The 14,023-nt window shown below is 64.4% G+C and carries 13 protein-coding genes; 3 read left to right on the forward strand and 10 right to left on the reverse strand.

The annotated features are described in order from the left end of the window. Position 1: 1 nt before the first annotated feature. The 6 genes from NLM15_RS26695 to NLM15_RS26720 all read right to left on the reverse strand — a co-directional run bounded on the left by NLM15_RS26695 (position 2) and on the right by NLM15_RS26720 (position 8,677). Positions 2–955, reverse strand: a complete 954-nt coding sequence (locus NLM15_RS26695) for a dihydrodipicolinate synthase family protein (RefSeq protein WP_254120399.1) — start codon at positions 953–955, stop codon at positions 2–4. Between the two features lie 68 nt (positions 956–1,023). Further along, positions 1,024–1,902 (reverse strand): SDR family oxidoreductase, encoded by an 879-nt coding sequence (locus NLM15_RS26700; RefSeq protein WP_254120400.1) that lies wholly within the window; start codon positions 1,900–1,902, stop codon positions 1,024–1,026. A 145-nt stretch (positions 1,903–2,047) separates the two neighbouring features. Continuing rightward, positions 2,048–2,908 carry a MaoC family dehydratase gene (locus NLM15_RS26705; RefSeq protein WP_254120401.1) on the reverse strand — a complete coding sequence of 287 codons (861 nt, stop codon included), beginning with the start codon at positions 2,906–2,908 and terminating at the stop codon, positions 2,048–2,050. A gap of 210 nt (positions 2,909–3,118) precedes the next feature. Beyond that, on the reverse strand, positions 3,119–3,508 hold the full coding sequence (locus tag NLM15_RS26710) for a Zn-ribbon domain-containing OB-fold protein (RefSeq protein WP_254120402.1): 390 nt from the start codon (positions 3,506–3,508) through the stop codon (positions 3,119–3,121). Then, positions 3,508–4,665, reverse strand: a complete 1,158-nt coding sequence (locus NLM15_RS26715) for a thiolase domain-containing protein (RefSeq protein WP_063682799.1) — start codon at positions 4,663–4,665, stop codon at positions 3,508–3,510. Before NLM15_RS26715 ends, NLM15_RS26710 begins: the two co-directional genes overlap by 1 nt. A 520-nt stretch (positions 4,666–5,185) precedes the next feature. Beyond that, a complete protein-coding gene (locus NLM15_RS26720; protein WP_254120403.1) occupies positions 5,186–8,677 on the reverse strand; it encodes an indolepyruvate ferredoxin oxidoreductase family protein in 3,492 nt (1,163 codons plus the stop codon). 274 nt (positions 8,678–8,951) lie between these two features. Between NLM15_RS26720 and NLM15_RS26725 the strand changes: the two genes are divergently transcribed. Next, positions 8,952–10,163, forward strand: coding sequence for a cytochrome c (locus tag NLM15_RS26725; RefSeq protein WP_254120404.1), 1,212 nt, complete (start codon positions 8,952–8,954; stop codon positions 10,161–10,163). Positions 10,164–10,280: 117 nt separating this feature from the next. On the opposite strand, the gene NLM15_RS26730 is transcribed toward NLM15_RS26725, so the two are convergent. Further along, positions 10,281–10,925 carry a trimeric intracellular cation channel family protein gene (locus NLM15_RS26730; RefSeq protein WP_254120405.1) on the reverse strand — a complete coding sequence of 215 codons (645 nt, stop codon included), beginning with the start codon at positions 10,923–10,925 and terminating at the stop codon, positions 10,281–10,283. Positions 10,926–11,090: 165 nt separating this feature from the next. Between NLM15_RS26730 and NLM15_RS26735 the strand changes: the two genes are divergently transcribed. Beyond that, positions 11,091–11,483, forward strand: a complete 393-nt coding sequence (locus NLM15_RS26735; RefSeq protein ID WP_254120406.1) for a hypothetical protein — start codon at positions 11,091–11,093, stop codon at positions 11,481–11,483. 60 nt (positions 11,484–11,543) lie between these two features. Here NLM15_RS26735 and NLM15_RS26740 read toward each other — a convergent pair whose 3' ends face one another. From NLM15_RS26740 to NLM15_RS26750, 3 genes are read right to left on the reverse strand one after another with little or no spacing between them, the layout of a single operon-like run. After that, positions 11,544–12,353 carry an oxaloacetate decarboxylase gene (locus NLM15_RS26740; RefSeq protein WP_254120407.1) on the reverse strand — a complete coding sequence of 270 codons (810 nt, stop codon included), beginning with the start codon at positions 12,351–12,353 and terminating at the stop codon, positions 11,544–11,546. Between the two features lie 51 nt (positions 12,354–12,404). Beyond that, positions 12,405–12,755, reverse strand: a complete 351-nt coding sequence (locus tag NLM15_RS26745) for an antibiotic biosynthesis monooxygenase (protein WP_254120408.1) — start codon at positions 12,753–12,755, stop codon at positions 12,405–12,407. Positions 12,756–12,790: 35 nt separating this feature from the next. After that, positions 12,791–13,099, reverse strand: a complete 309-nt coding sequence (locus NLM15_RS26750; RefSeq protein ID WP_254120409.1) for an NIPSNAP family protein — start codon at positions 13,097–13,099, stop codon at positions 12,791–12,793. A gap of 148 nt (positions 13,100–13,247) precedes the next feature. Here NLM15_RS26750 and NLM15_RS26755 point away from each other — a divergent pair, with 148 nt between their 5' ends. Further along, positions 13,248–13,940 (forward strand): helix-turn-helix transcriptional regulator, encoded by a 693-nt coding sequence (locus tag NLM15_RS26755; RefSeq protein ID WP_254120410.1) that lies wholly within the window; start codon positions 13,248–13,250, stop codon positions 13,938–13,940. Positions 13,941–14,023 lie beyond the last annotated feature (83 nt).

The raw sequence follows: 14,023 nt of genomic DNA on the forward strand, positions 1-14,023 counted from the left end.
GTTAACCTGCAGCGCTGGATTGCGGGCCGAGATTGGCACGCTTGTCGAAACGGGCGACGCGCGACAGCAGATAGTCGACCTCGGCCTTTGCCGTCGCCGTCATCGTTGCGCCGGGCTTGCGCTGGGCGCTGGAGGCGATGATGCCGCGCTTCTGGAGCACGTATTTGCGCACGGTCAGGCCGACGCCCGGCTGCTGCTCGTAGCGGATCAGCGGCAGATGCGCATCGAAGATGTCATGTGCCGCATCGCGCTTGCCGGCCTTGGAGAGGTTCACGACGTCGATCAGAAGCTCCGGGAAGGCGTAGCCGGTCATCGCACCGTCGGCGCCGCGCTCCATCTCGAAATCGAGGAACGTGCCGCCATTGCCGCAGAGGATCGAGAGCGGACGCAGCGAGCCGTCCTTCTGGAAGCCGCGCAGGGTCGAGATCTTCTCGAGGCCCGGCCAATCCTCGTGCTTCAGCATCACGCAGTTCGGATTGTCCATCACGATCTTGCGGATCGCCGCGGGGGTGAAGATCACCGAGAGGGTGAGCGGATAGTCCTGGAGCACCCAGGGAATATCCGGGCCGATCGCCTCGGCTGCCTGCTTGAAATAGCCGATGATCTGGTCGTCGGTGCGGAGCGAGGGCGGCGGCGCGATCATGACGCCGGCCGCGCCCGCGTCCATCGAAGCCTTCGCCAGCGAACGCATGGTGGCAAAGCCCGGCGCGGAGACACCGACGATCACCTGCATCTTCTTGGCGCGCTTGACGTAGCGCACCGCGACCTGCTCGGCCTCGGCGGCATCGAGCTTCGGCGCCTCACCGAGGATGCCCAGCACCGTGACGCCGTCGCAGCCGACCTCCTCGTAGAAATCGGTCAGGCGGTCGATCGAGCGCTCGTCGATCCGGCCATCGTCGTGGAACGGCGTCGGCGCGATTGCGAAGGTGCCCTTGGCGTCGGCGGTAAGTTTCATCAGTCCTTGTATCCTCTGTTTCGTCATTCCGGGGCGGCTCGCAGAGCCGTCCACGGAACGACCATGGCCTAAAACCGCCGCGCCCCCATCTTGATCTGCTCCTCGGAGAAGAAGATCTCCTTGGCATGCTCAACGACGTCCTGGGCCTTCCAGCCCGAATGCGGCGGTTTCCAGCCTTCCATTTCCATCATCCGCATTTCGCGCACGCCGCGGGGCCCGGACACGCCCAGCACCTTGCCGGTCTGGTCGCCCGACAAGTCGCTGACCATGTATAGCACGGCCGGCGCGATGCCGTCCGGCCCCAGCGCCGCGCCGGGGTTCTCCTTATAGCGGGGCAGGTCTGCGGTCATGCGGGTCAGGGCGCCCGGGGCCAGCGTCCAGATCCGGATGTTGTACTTCCGGCCTTCGATCGCCAGCACGTTGGACAGGCCCCAGATGCCGCCCTTGGCGGCGCCGTAATTGGTCTGGCCGAAATTGCCGATCAGCCCTGATGTCGAGGAGGTGTTGACGATGACGCCGCCGCCGTTTTCCCGCATCCAGCGAAACACCGGCATGGTGCAACAAAAGGTACCCTTCAGGTGCACCTTGATCACCTTGTCCCAGTCCGACTCCGAGGCTTTTGCGAAGGTCTGGTCACGGAGGATGCCGGCGTTGTTCACCAGGATATCGGCGCGGCCAAAGTGCTTGATGGCGTCGTCGAACACCGACTGGCCGCCCTCCATGGTGGAGATGTCGGCGCCGTTGGCGACCGCCTTGCCGCCCTCGGCCTTGATCGCGTCCACCACAAGCTGCGCCATCGACTTGTCGGCGCCGGAGCCGTCGCGAGGCCCGCCGAGGTCGTTGACGACGACCGACGCCCCTTCCCGCGCGAACAGCTTTGCGTAGGCCTCACCGAGCCCCCCGCCCGCGCCGGTGATCAGCGCAACCTTGCCGTCGAGTAGTCCCATGGTGGCTTCTCCCTGTTTTATTATTGTCATTCCGGGGCAGCGCGCAGCGCTGAACCCGGAATCCAGAGGTTGTGGCGCGAGATTCTCAGGTGCGCAATTGCGCACCATAGTTCGCGCTTCGCGCGCCTCGGAATGACAGCGGGGGCTAACCCAACACCGACTTGCCGTTCTTGATCACGGTGACGCCCCTCGCCTTCACTTTGGCCTCGAACGAGATCGTGTTGCCGTCCTTCCAGAGGTCCATGGTCACGGTCTCGCCGGGATAGACTGGCGAGGAGAACCGCGCGACGTGCTGGCGGAACGCGCTCGCGTCGTAGTCGGCATAGGTCTGGAGCACGCCGCGACAGGTGATGCCGTAGGTGCACATGCCGTGCAGGATTGGACGCGGGAAGCCGGCCTTCTTGGCGAACTCGGGATCGGAGTGCAGCGGGTTGCGGTCGCCGCAGAGGCGGTAGACCAACGCCTGATCGGGGCGCGTGACGATGTCGATGGTCTTGTCGGGCGCGCGCGAGGGGATCTTGTGCGGATCGGGCTGGGTCAGGTTCGGCCCGCCAAAGCCGCCGTCGCCGCGGGCGAAGCGCGAAGCAACCAGCGTTGCGAGCTTCTCGCCCTTCTCGTTCTTCAGCACGGTCTGATGGCTGATGACGACACCCTTGTCCTTGCCCTTGTCGTAGACCTCGACAACGGAGGAGTCCGCCGTGATGTTGGCCGCGACCGGCAGCGGCTGGTGGAAGGTGATGTCGCGCTCGCCGTCGACCACCATCACGCGGTTGAGGTTCATCTCGCCGGGGCCCGAGCCCCACGCCGCAACCGACGCGAACGTCGGCACCACCTTGAGCGGACGCGGCGTCAGCGTGCCCTCGTTGACGAAGGCGAGCTCCTTCTCGTCCATGGGATCGGCGCCTAGCCCGATGCCATAGGCATAGAGCATCACCTCGCGATCGCCATAAGCGTATTTCTGGCCGATGTTTTTCAGGCCCTTGAGTTCTTCGTATCTGGCGGACATTTTTCTGGTTTCCTCCCGGCATTTCTCTCAGCGAGCAGCGGCGCTCGTTAATGTGCCCACTCCCCTTGTGGGAGAGGGCCGCGAGAGCCGTGCGGCAAACTCGTTTGGGTGAGGGGTTGCCTCCGCAGTGAACAATCTCTCCGCGGAGAGAGACCCCTCATCCGGCGCTTCGCGCCACCTTCTCCCACAAGGGGAGAAGGAAGAAAGCAATCAGGCCGGCGTGAAGAACGGCAGCGGGGCGCCATCGGTCGGCTTGAACACCACCTTCACCTTCTGGCCGATCTTCAGCTTCTCGAGATCGCAGTCGACGAAATTGGTCTGCACCGACGGTCCCTCCTTCAGCGTGACGTAGCCGATGGCATAGGGACCGGTCGGCGACTTCCGCATCAGGCTATACGTGTAGATCGTGCCATCGCCCGAAGCCTCCTCCCACACCGTCTTGTCGGAGTAGCAGAACGGGCAGATCGAACGCGGGAAGTAGTGCGCTTCGCCGCACGCCGTGCAGCGCTTGATCATGAACTTGCCCTGCTTGGCCGCGTCCCAGAACGCCGCGGTTTCCGGATTGGTCACCGGGGCGGGATACTTCTTCGCTTCGCTCATCACACGCGCTCCAGAATGGCCGTCGAGGCGGCGTGGCGAACACCCAAAAGGCCGCCGGTGCCGTGAGCGATGGCGAGATCGCAATTCTTGACCTGCACCTTCGGATGCGCCTCGCCGCGCAACTGCCTGACGGCCTCGATGATCTTGGTCATGCCGCCGCGGTTGACGGGATGGTTGCTGCAGAGGCCGCCGCCGTCGGTGTTGAACGGCAGCTTGCCGACGCCGGAGATCAGGTTGCCGTCGGCGACGAACTTGCCGCCCTCGCCCTTCTTGCAGAAGCCGAGGTCCTCAAGCTGCATCAGCACGGTGATGGTGAAGCTGTCATAGATCGAGGCGTACTTGATATCCTTCGGCGTGATGCCGGCTTCCTCGAAGGCGCGCGGGCCGGACCAGATCCCGGCGGAGTAAGTGAGATCGAGATCCTTGCCGCCGCGCGGGCCCTTCATCGCCTCGCCATGGCCGATCAGCTTGACCAGCGGCTTCTTCAGGCTCTTCGCAATCTCGGGCGTCGTCACGATCAGCGCGCCGCCGCCGTCGGAGACGACGCAGCAATCCATGCGATGCAGCGGATCGGAGATCATCGGCGAGTTCAGGACGTCCTCGACGGTGACGACGTCCTTGAGCATCGCATGCGGATTGTATTGCGCGTGATGCGAGGCCGCGACCTTGATCCAGGCGAGTTGCTCGCTCGTGGTGCCATAGTCGTGCATATGGCGCATGGCACACATGCCATAGGCATTGTGCGTGGTCGCGCCGTAAGCGGACTCGAAATCGACCTCGGCACCCGCTGCGCGCGGCGGCATCACGCCGGTGCGCGGCTTGCCGGCCAGCGTGATCAGCGCGATCGAGCACTTGCCCGCCGCGATGGCCTCGGCCGCATGGCCGAGATGGATGATGTAGGAACAGCCACCGGTCTCGGTGGAATCGACATGACGGAGTTTTTTGGTGTTCAGGCCGAGATAATCGACCATCGGCCAGGCACCGCCGGGCGCGTCGCCCGCGCAGAAATAGCCATCGACATCGTCCTTGCTGATCCCGGCATCCTCGATCGCGCCCTTGGCGACCTCGGCATGGAGCTGGGCGGTGGATTTGTCCGGCGCATGCCGGGTCGGGTGTTCGTAGATCCCGGCAATGTAGGCCTTGCCCTTGATGGTCAAAACAGAGGTCTCCGCTCGCGTTTCTTCTTGGCTCTTTTTTCTGAACCGCGGTGGCCTTGTTGGCAAGCGCGGAAATATTCCGTCGGGCGAGAGAGCAGCGGCTTGGCGCAAGTGGAGCTTGCTCCGCTCCCTCACCGTCATTGCGAGCGAAGCGAAGCAATCCAGAATCCCGCCGCGGCAGCAGACTGGATTGCTTCGCTGCGCTCGCAATGACGGCGTCTAGACGCTGACGTCGGTGGCCGCGACGAACAATATCCTAAAGGTGTTTTGCCCGACGGAACAAGCGGATTTCTTTTTTGACGAAAACAACCCCATGCACAGTAGAGCGGCGGTTGATTTTCAAGGGAAAATCGTAGGGTGGGTTAGCGAGCGGCTGCGCAGAGCGCAGTCCGCTGGCGTAACCCACCTCTTTGGTTTCCACGGACGGAGAAGTGGCTGCAGCCCGGATGAGCGAAGCGACATCGGGGACTTCGCTAACTGTCCCGGGTATCGCTTCGCTCACCCGGGCTACGAAGCTGCCCTACTCCGCCGCGATCTGCCTTGGCGCCGGCGGCGGACTCGCGAGGTCGGCGGCGAGCTGGGCGTAGCGGGCCTTCGCATCGGCTACCGCCTTCTCCTTCACCGGGCCGTAGCCGCGGATACGGTCGGGCAGCGACAGCAATTCTACCGCGGTGTCGATCGTGACCGGCGACAGCAGGCCGAGCACGGTCGAGACGTCCTTCTCGTAGCCGACGATCAGGTCGCGCTCGAGCTTGCGGTCGGCGCTGCGGCCGAAGATGTCGAGCGGCGTGCCGCGCAGGAACTTGAATTTCGCCAGCACGCGGAAGGCCTTCAGCATCCACGGGCCGAAGGCGCGCTTCTTCGGGCGTCCCAGCGCGTCGAGGCCACCGCCGAGGATCGGCGGGGCGAGGTTGAAGCTGAACTTGAAGTCACCCTCGAACTGGTCGCGGAGCTGCTGCTCGAAGGCGCCGTCGCTGTAAAGGCGCGCGACCTCGTATTCATCCTTGTAGGCCAGCAGCTTGGCGTAGTTCACCGCGACCGCGCGCGGCAGTGCATCGTCATAACCGCCCTGCTTCGCGGCATCGCGAACCTGGTCGATCAGCTTGCGATAGCGTTTTGCGAGGCGGCCATTCTGGTAGGCGGCGAGATGCTTGGCGCGATGCTCGATGACCTCGTCGAGCGTCATGGCGTCGAGCGTCTTCGGCGCGACCACCTCGTCCGTCCCCTTCAGCATCTCGGCGAGGCGGGCGGGATCGGCGACCGCGAGGCGGCCGAGGCGGAAGGCTTCCTTGTTCATCTTGATCGAGACGCCGTTGACTTCGATCGCCTGCTCGATCGACTCCGCGGAGAGCGGCAAGAGCCCCTTCTGATAGGCATAACCCATCATCATCATGTTGGTGGCGATGCTGTCGCCGAGCAGCTGCTCGGCCGGCTTGGTGAAGTCGAAGAAGACGGAGTCCTTGTGCAGCGCCGTTTCCAGCAGCCCGTTCAGCTTGCGGGTCTGGAAGTTGAAATCGCGGTTGAGGACGAAGTCGGCGGTCGGAATGACGTGGCTGTTGATGATGCCGCGGGTGCGGCTGGTGTCGCACAGCGAGATCGTGTCCTTGGCGACCGCGACGACCTCGTCGGCGGCGAGCACCACGTCGGCCGTGCCCGTGACGATGCGCGAGCACGTCACCTCGGCGGGATGATCTGATAGCCGCACGTGGCTGAGCACCGCGCCGCCCTTTTGCGCAAGACCGGACATGTCGAGGATCATCGAGGCCTTGCCCTCGATATGGGCGGCCATGCCGAGCAGCGCACCAATAGTGAGCACGCCGGTGCCGCCGACGCCGCCGACGGCGATGTTGTAGGGTTTGTCTAGCGCGGGACGCGAAGCCGGCTCCGCAATCGCGCCGATATCAGAGAGATCGGCCGGCGCGCGGTGGCGCGGCTTGCCGCCGTCCACGGTGACGAAGGACGGGCAGAAACCCTTCACGCAGGAATAGTCCTTGTTGCAGGACGACTGGTTGATGGCGCGCTTGCGGCCGAACTCGCTCTCGAGCGGCTCGACCGAGATGCAGTTCGACTGCACCGAGCAGTCGCCGCAGCCTTCGCAGACGGCCGGATTGATCATGACGCGCCGTGCCGGATCTTCCATCAGGCCGCGCTTGCGGCGGCGGCGCTTCTCGGCGGCGCAGGTCTGCACGAAGACGATGGCGGAAGTGCCCTTGTAGTCGCGGCACATCTTCATCACGTCCTGCAGCTCGTCGCGATGATACAGCTTCACCCCGGGCGCGATGGTGTCGGCCGGATAGGCATCCGGCGCTTCGGAGACCAGGTAGATCTCGCGGATGCCCTCGGCGTGGAGCTGGAAGGTGATCTGCTGCGGCGAGAGATCGCCGTCATGGCGCTGGCCGCCGGTCATGGCGACGGCGTCGTTGTAGAGGATCTTGTAGGTGATGTTGGTCTTGGACGCGACCGCCTGCCGGATCGCGAGAAGACCCGAATGGAAATAGGTACCGTCGCCGAGGTTCGCGAAAATGTGGTTCTCGTTGGTGAACGGCGCGATGCCGACCCACGGCACGCCCTCGCCGCCCATATGCGTAAAGGTCTCGGTCGAGCGGTCCATCCACAGCGCCATGAAGTGGCAGCCGATGCCGGCGAGCGCACGGCTGCCTTCAGGGACCTTGGTCGAGGTGTTGTGGGGACAGCCGGAGCAGAAATACGGGGTGCGGGAGACAGGCGCTGTCGCCTGCATCTGACTGGCCTGACGGCCGTTGAACCAGTCGGCCTTGGCGCGGAGCATCTCCGCGATCTCGGGATTGAGATTAAGTCGAAGCAGGCGCTCGGTGAGCGAGGTCGCAAGCGAGGCAACGCTGAGCTCCGCGGAGAAGGTCAGGAAGCGCTTGTCGTGCTCGTCCATCTTGCCGACGATGCGCGGACGGACGTCGTCGCGCCAGTTGAACAGCTCCTGCTTGACCTGGTTCTCGACGATCTCGCGGCGCTCTTCGATGATGAAGATTTCCTCGAGGCCGACCGCGAACTGGCGCACGCCTTCCGGCTCCAGCGGCCAGGGCATGCCGATCTTGTAGAGGCGCAAGCCGATCTTGGCGGCGACTTCTTCGGTGATGCCGAGCTCGCGCAGCGCCTGCCGCACGTCCTCGTAGCTCTTGCCCGACGCCATGATGCCGAAGCGGGCGTTCGGCGAGTCCATCGTGACGCGGTTGACCTTGTTGGCGCGCGCAAAGGCGATCGCGGCAAAGCCCTTGTAGTCCTGGAGGCGACGGTCCTGCTCGAAGCGGTCGTCGGGCCAGCGGAGATTGAGGCCGCCGGGCGGCAGCTCGAAATCCGGAGGGATGATGAAGGGCTTCATCTCGTCGGTGAGGTCGATCTCGGCGGTGGTCTCCACCGTCTCGGTGATCACCTTCATGCCGACCCAGCAACCCGAGTAGCGCGACATCGCGATGCCGAGCAGGCCCATCTCGATCATCTCGTGGATGCTGGAGGGATAAAGATACGGCATCAGCGCCGACATGAAGGCGTGGTCGGACTGATGCGGGACGGTCGAGGATTTCGCGCCGTGATCGTCGCCAGCGAGGCACAGCACGCCGCCATTCTTGGCGGAGCCGGCGGCATTGCCGTGGCGGAACACGTCGCCGCAGCGGTCGACGCCGGGGCCCTTGCCGTACCAGATGCCGACGACGCCATCATATTTGGCGCCGGGCGAGAGGTTGAGCTGCTGCGAGCCCCACACCGCGGTCGCCGCCAGATCCTCGTTCACGCCGGGCTGGAACTTGATGTTGTACTGCTCGAGATGCTTGCGGGCGGCGAAGAGCTGCTGGTCGTAGCCGCCGAGCGGCGAGCCGCGATAACCGGAAATGAAGCCCGCGGTGTTGAGGCCATTGGCGCGATCGCGCCGGATCTGGGCCATCGGCAACCGAACCAGGGCCTGGATGCCCGTGGTGAAGACGTGTCCGGTTTCCTGGGTGTATTTTTGATCGAGACTGATCGGACCCTGGTTGATGCCCATGTTGTCCTCTTTTCAACGCCCTGTTCAGGTCTTGCCACTTAAGCCGTTGCCAGCCCATTGTTTTTAGCTAGGGCGCGCCGACCACCTGCGCCACTCTATGTCGGATATTTAACGCTCCGCATCACAAATCTGGACCAAAGGAAGCGCCGGGTAAAAATCGCAATTTCGTGGCTGCAAAGGCATCACGCATTTTCAATTTGTGTCACCATACCCCCGCCGTCGCGAAACGACGTGAGGCTCCTATCCGGGCGATTGGTCGCAGGAGAGGCTTTCGATGCGGATGATTCTGGCTGTTGTCGCGTTGTGCAGTGCAGTTGCGAGCGCGGCCCGCGCCGCCGAGCCATCGCCCGAGCTGATCGCCTACGGCAAGACACTGGTCGAAGCCGGCGACTGTGCGGGCTGCCACACCGCCGATCCGGCAAAACCGTTCGCGGGCGGCAAGCGCATCGATACGCCCTTCGGCGCGATCTACGCGCCGAATCTGACGCCGGACCGCGACACCGGGATCGGCGCCTGGACCGACGCCGATTTCACCCGCGCGGTGCGCACCGGCATCGCACCTGACGGCTCGAACTATTACCCGGCCTTCCCCTATCCCTACTTCACGCGGATGACGAAGGACGACACGCTGGCGATCCGGGCCTATCTCGGATCGCTGGCGCCGGTGGCGAGTCGCAACAAGCCGCCGGAACTGCGCTGGCCGTTCGGCTATCGCGGCCTGATGCGGATCTGGAACGCCATGTATTTCAAGCCCGGCCTGTTCGAGCCGGACCAGAGCCAGAGCGCGGCGTGGAACAGAGGCGGCTATCTCGTCACCGGGCTCGGACATTGCGGCGCCTGCCACACGCCGAAGAACTATTTTGGCGCGGACAAACAGGCGCAGGCGCTCTCGGGCAACGCGGTCGGCGGCTGGTTCGCGCCGCGGCTCGACGGCGCCGCGCGGACCGGGCTGAAGTCGTGGAGCGTCGAGGACATCACCGAGTATCTGCAGAGCGGTCGCAACGCCAAGAGCCATGCCGGCGGGCTGATGGCGGAGGTGGTCGTCAACTCGACCTCGAAGATGAGCGATGCCGATGCGCGAGCGATCGCGATCTATCTGAAGAGCCTCCCGTCGTCGCGGCGCGAAACGATCGTGACGCCGCCCGATGATGCCGAGATGAAGGCGGGCCAGGCCGTCTACGCAAAACTCTGCATCGCCTGCCATGAAGCCGATGGCACAGGCAGCCCGCGCATCTATCCGCCGCTGCCCGGCAACGCGCTGCTGCAATCGGTCAATCCGTCCTCCGCCCTGCGCATCATGCTCGACGGCGCCCACACCGTGACGACGCCTCGCGCGCCCAACACCGGCGAGATGCCGCCCTATGCCAAGCAATTGTCCGACGATGAGATCGCCGCCGTGACGAACTACATCCGCAATTCCTGGGGCAACGCCGCGCCGCTGGTGACACCGGCGCAGGTGGCGAAGGCAAGGAAAGAGGAGCCGTAATCGGCCTCCTCTCCGTCATTGCGAGGAGCGCAGCGACGAAGCAATCCAGAATCACTCCGCGGATGATTTCTGGATTGCTTCGCTGCGCTCGCAATGACGACGTGGATGACAGAACCGCTACCTCTCCTCCTCGCCCGTGAACACGAACTTCGGCATCTCCCATTTGTAGCGCACGGCCAGCAAGCGGAAGCTGATGCCGAGGACGAAGGTCAAGATGGTCCAGAGCTCGGCATTGAGCTTGAGGCCGAAGGCGGTGGCGTAGAACAGGCCGGTAACGACCGAGACGCTGGCGTAGAGTTCGGAGCGGAACAGTAGCGGCACGTCGTTGCAGAGCACGTCGCGCAACACGCCGCCCGCGCAGCCCGTGACCATACCGGAGACGATGACGATGGGCAGCGTGGCACCCATCTGCCAGGCGATGTCGCAGCCGGCCATGGTGAAGACGACGAGGCCGATCGCGTCGAGCACGATGAAGGCGACCTTCAGCCGGTGCACGAGTCGCGCGATCAAAATGGTGAGGAAGGCGGCGCCGCCCGCCAGCGCGAGATAGATCGGATTTGCGACCCAGGCCAGCGGATAGTGCCCGAGGAAGAGATCGCGCAAGGTGCCGCCGCCGAGCGCGGTGATGCAGCCGAGGAAGCAGACCCCTAACCAGTCCATGCTGCGGCGGCCGGCCGCGAGCGCGGCGGTCATGCCTTGCGCTGCGACCGCGATCAGCGACAACAGATGCAGCACGCTATCGCTCGGCGGCAAGCTCCACATCGCTTTGTTCCCTTTTCCCCTCGATGGAACCGGCGCACGGTTCCAAGCTGAACAGGTTCCCGATTCCTCGCGTGAGGGCAACATGCGACGAAAGCACTAAAGAGGGCGGAACAGAATCTCGCATCTAAGGGTTGTCCAGCCGCAATAGTCGAGGAGACCCAATCGATGGCTGACGACCGTTTTCCCAACGATCCGTATCGCCCGAATCTCGCCGATGATGAGTATGTCCGTGCGGCGCGACGGGATGCCGAGCTTCAGGCCGATCCCGAGCTTGGCGAAGGCCCCGCCTCCAGTGGCAAGGTAGCGCTGTTCGCTGTTGCCATTGCGGTGGTTCTTGGTGCCGTGTTCTACGGCCTGAACAACACGGGCACCGGCAACCAGGCGAGCAATACGCCTGCGACACAGACCGCCCAGCAGGCTCCACCAGCTAACCCGGCCGCCCCTCCCGGCATGCGTGACGTGACGCCGCGCAACAACACGGGACCCGGCGTGACCACCGGCGCCGCGCCGAGCAAGCCGGCTCCGGATACGCAGACGCCGTCTGACGGCGCGAAGTAAAGATTTGTAACGACGTGCGACTGCGGCGGGACCTCACATCCCGCCGCTTTCGTTTTGCCGCTAGCTGAACATCTTGTTGAGCTCGCCGCCGGGATAGCCACTGCCGAGCTCGGTAAAGGTCCCCTTCTCCGCCATCTCCTTTGCGGCGCGCATGAAGCCGCCCCAGGCGGCGCGGGCAAGCGAGCCGCCGACGCTGATCCGGCGCACGCCGAGATCTTCCGCCTCCTGCAAGGACAGGCCAGAGGCGCCGATCAGCAGGTTGAACGGCTTTGGTGCGACAGCCTTCACCACCGCGGCGATGTCCTCGCGCGTCTTCAGGCCCGGCGCGTAGAGACAGTCCGCGCCGGCGTCGGCGTAAGCGGTGAGCCGGTCGATGACGAGCTTGAGGTCGGTCACGCCCCACAAATACGCCTCGCAGCGGCCGACCAGCAGCGTGCCGCTGTCGCCGATCGCCTTGCGCGAGGCCTTGATACGCTCGACCGCGAGTGCGCGCTCGTAGAGCGGCCTGTCCTTGTCACCGGTGGAATCCTCGATCGACAGGCCGGCGACGCCGGTGCGCACACCGCGCTCGACATTGTCCGCGACCTTGTCCGGCTCGACGGCAAAGCCGCCCTCGAAATCGGCGTTGATGGGGATGTCGACGGCCGAGCACAATGCTGCCAGATGCTGACAGACGTCCTCGACGGTGACGTGGTTGTCGGCCTTGCCGATGGTCCAGGCGAAGCCCGCGCTGGACGAGGCAAGCGCCTTGAAACCGAGATGCTGCAACGCCTTGGCGCTGCCGACATCGACCGGATTGGGCAGGATGAAGCAGCCGCTCTCGTGCATCTTCTTGAACGTCGCGCGCTTGTCGGCGGTCGTCACGTGCATGTTTCTCTCCCTTGTTGGCCGCGCAGAGATGGGGATGCTTCACGCGAGGCGCTAGTGCGCGTCGTGCACGGCGCGGCTGTCCTTCGGCGCCTCGTCCCGATCATTCATGCCGTAGTCGCGGATGACGCTGGCGATGCGCAGATGGTAATCGGCGAAGATTTTTGCCCTGCCCTTCGCCTGCGTGCGCCGGTGCTCCATCGTGTTGCGCCACGCCTGAACCGCCGCCTCGTCGCGCCAGAACGACACCGACAGGATCTTGCCCTTCTCGGTCAGGCTCTCGAAACGCTCGACCGAGATGAAGCCGTCGATGGTTTGGAGGATCGGTTTCAAATCGGCCGCGAGGTCGAAATAATCCTGGCGGTGTTCGGGCTTGGGCCAGACCTCGAAGATCACAGCGATCATGGGCGTCTCCTGTCGTTGATGGCCTACAATACCACTTACAAGGCCACTTGGCGCAGGAACGTGCGCTCTTCCGCGAGGATGAATTTGTGCTCCTCGGCAAAATGGAAGTTGGCCATCCCCTCCGCGTCCTGCCGCAGGCGGGCGCGATAGGCCTCGTAGGCGGCCAGACTCTCGAAAGTGATCAGCGCGAACGCGATGTTGTTGGTGCCCTCATGCGGCATGAAATAGCCGATCAGGTCGCCGCCGCATTTCGGGATGATGGTGAGCCAGCGCTTCGAGTACTCCTCGAACTGCGCACGTTTGAAGGGATCGAGCTGGTAGCGGATGAAGACGGTGACGGACATGATGGGCTCCTGATTTGTATGTGCAACGGGCAAAACGAAACCGTCGCCGCTGAAGCAGTCTGGATTGCTTCGCTTCGCTCGCAATGACGTGTTCGCAGAGACAAGCTACGCGCTTGCCCCACCACAATGCTTCGGCTACCATCGAAGCATGAAATCAGGCCCTGACATCGCCATGGTCGCCTCGCTGGTCGGCGATCCCGCACGCGCCAACATGCTCACCGCGCTGATGAACGGCCGCGCGCTGACCGCGAGCGAGCTGGCGCAGGAGGCTGGCATCACGCCGCAGACCGCGAGCTCGCATCTGGCCAAACTCGAGGCCGGCGGGCTGGTCGAGCCTGAGAAGCAGGGCCGCCACCGCTACTACCGCCTCACCGATGACGACGTCGCCGGCGTGCTCGAAGGGCTTGCGGGGCTTGCCGCGCGGACTGGCCACATGCGCGTGCGCACCGGGCCGAAGGACCCGGCGCTGCGGCGCGCGCGGATCTGCTACGACCACCTCGCCGGCGATCTCGGCGTGCAGATGCTCGACAGCCTGCGCGCGCGAAACCTGGTGCGGCAGAAGAAGCAGGACATCGAGCTGACGGCCGAAGGCGAGCGCTTCCTCGCCAAGCATTTGCAGATCTCGTCCGAGATGCTGACCCATCCTCGCCGCCCGGTGTGCAAGGCCTGCCTCGACTGGAGCGAGCGCCGCCACCATCTCGCCGGCACGCTGGGCGCGGCCATGATGCAGCGCTTCAATGAGCTGAAATGGGCCGCGCGCGACGCCACGCCCGGCAGCCGCGTGGTGAACTTCACCCGCACCGGCGAGAAGCAATTTGCGACGCTGTTCGGGAAAGATTGATCACGCCCGCCGCATGAGATCGCACATTTGCGTGTGAACTCCTGTTGTCGTCATGGCCGGGCTTGACCCGGCCATCCACGTCT

Source organism: Bradyrhizobium sp. CCGB20, from assembly GCF_024199855.1.
Classification (GTDB): Bacteria; Pseudomonadota; Alphaproteobacteria; order Rhizobiales; family Xanthobacteraceae; genus Bradyrhizobium.

Excerpts from the sequence above, each read along its gene's own strand:
- NLM15_RS26705 (WP_254120401.1), bottom strand. The coding sequence starts at position 2,908 with ATGTCCGCCAGATACGAAGAACTCAAGGGCCTGAAAAACATCGGCCAG.
- NLM15_RS26710 (WP_254120402.1), bottom strand. The coding sequence starts at position 3,508 with ATGAGCGAAGCGAAGAAGTATCCCGCCCCGGTGACCAATCCGGAAACC.
- NLM15_RS26755 (WP_254120410.1), top strand. The coding sequence starts at position 13,248 with ATGAAATCAGGCCCTGACATCGCCATGGTCGCCTCGCTGGTCGGCGAT.
- NLM15_RS26720 (WP_254120403.1), bottom strand. The coding sequence starts at position 8,677 with ATGGGCATCAACCAGGGTCCGATCAGTCTCGATCAAAAATACACCCAG.
- NLM15_RS26735 (WP_254120406.1), top strand. The coding sequence starts at position 11,091 with ATGGCTGACGACCGTTTTCCCAACGATCCGTATCGCCCGAATCTCGCC.
- NLM15_RS26725 (WP_254120404.1), top strand. The coding sequence starts at position 8,952 with ATGCGGATGATTCTGGCTGTTGTCGCGTTGTGCAGTGCAGTTGCGAGC.
- NLM15_RS26695 (WP_254120399.1), bottom strand. The coding sequence starts at position 955 with ATGAAACTTACCGCCGACGCCAAGGGCACCTTCGCAATCGCGCCGACG.
- NLM15_RS26740 (WP_254120407.1), bottom strand. The coding sequence starts at position 12,353 with ATGCACGTGACGACCGCCGACAAGCGCGCGACGTTCAAGAAGATGCAC.
- NLM15_RS26750 (WP_254120409.1), bottom strand. The coding sequence starts at position 13,099 with ATGTCCGTCACCGTCTTCATCCGCTACCAGCTCGATCCCTTCAAACGT.
- NLM15_RS26700 (WP_254120400.1), bottom strand. The coding sequence starts at position 1,902 with ATGGGACTACTCGACGGCAAGGTTGCGCTGATCACCGGCGCGGGCGGG.
- NLM15_RS26745 (WP_254120408.1), bottom strand. The coding sequence starts at position 12,755 with ATGATCGCTGTGATCTTCGAGGTCTGGCCCAAGCCCGAACACCGCCAG.
- NLM15_RS26730 (WP_254120405.1), bottom strand. The coding sequence starts at position 10,925 with ATGTGGAGCTTGCCGCCGAGCGATAGCGTGCTGCATCTGTTGTCGCTG.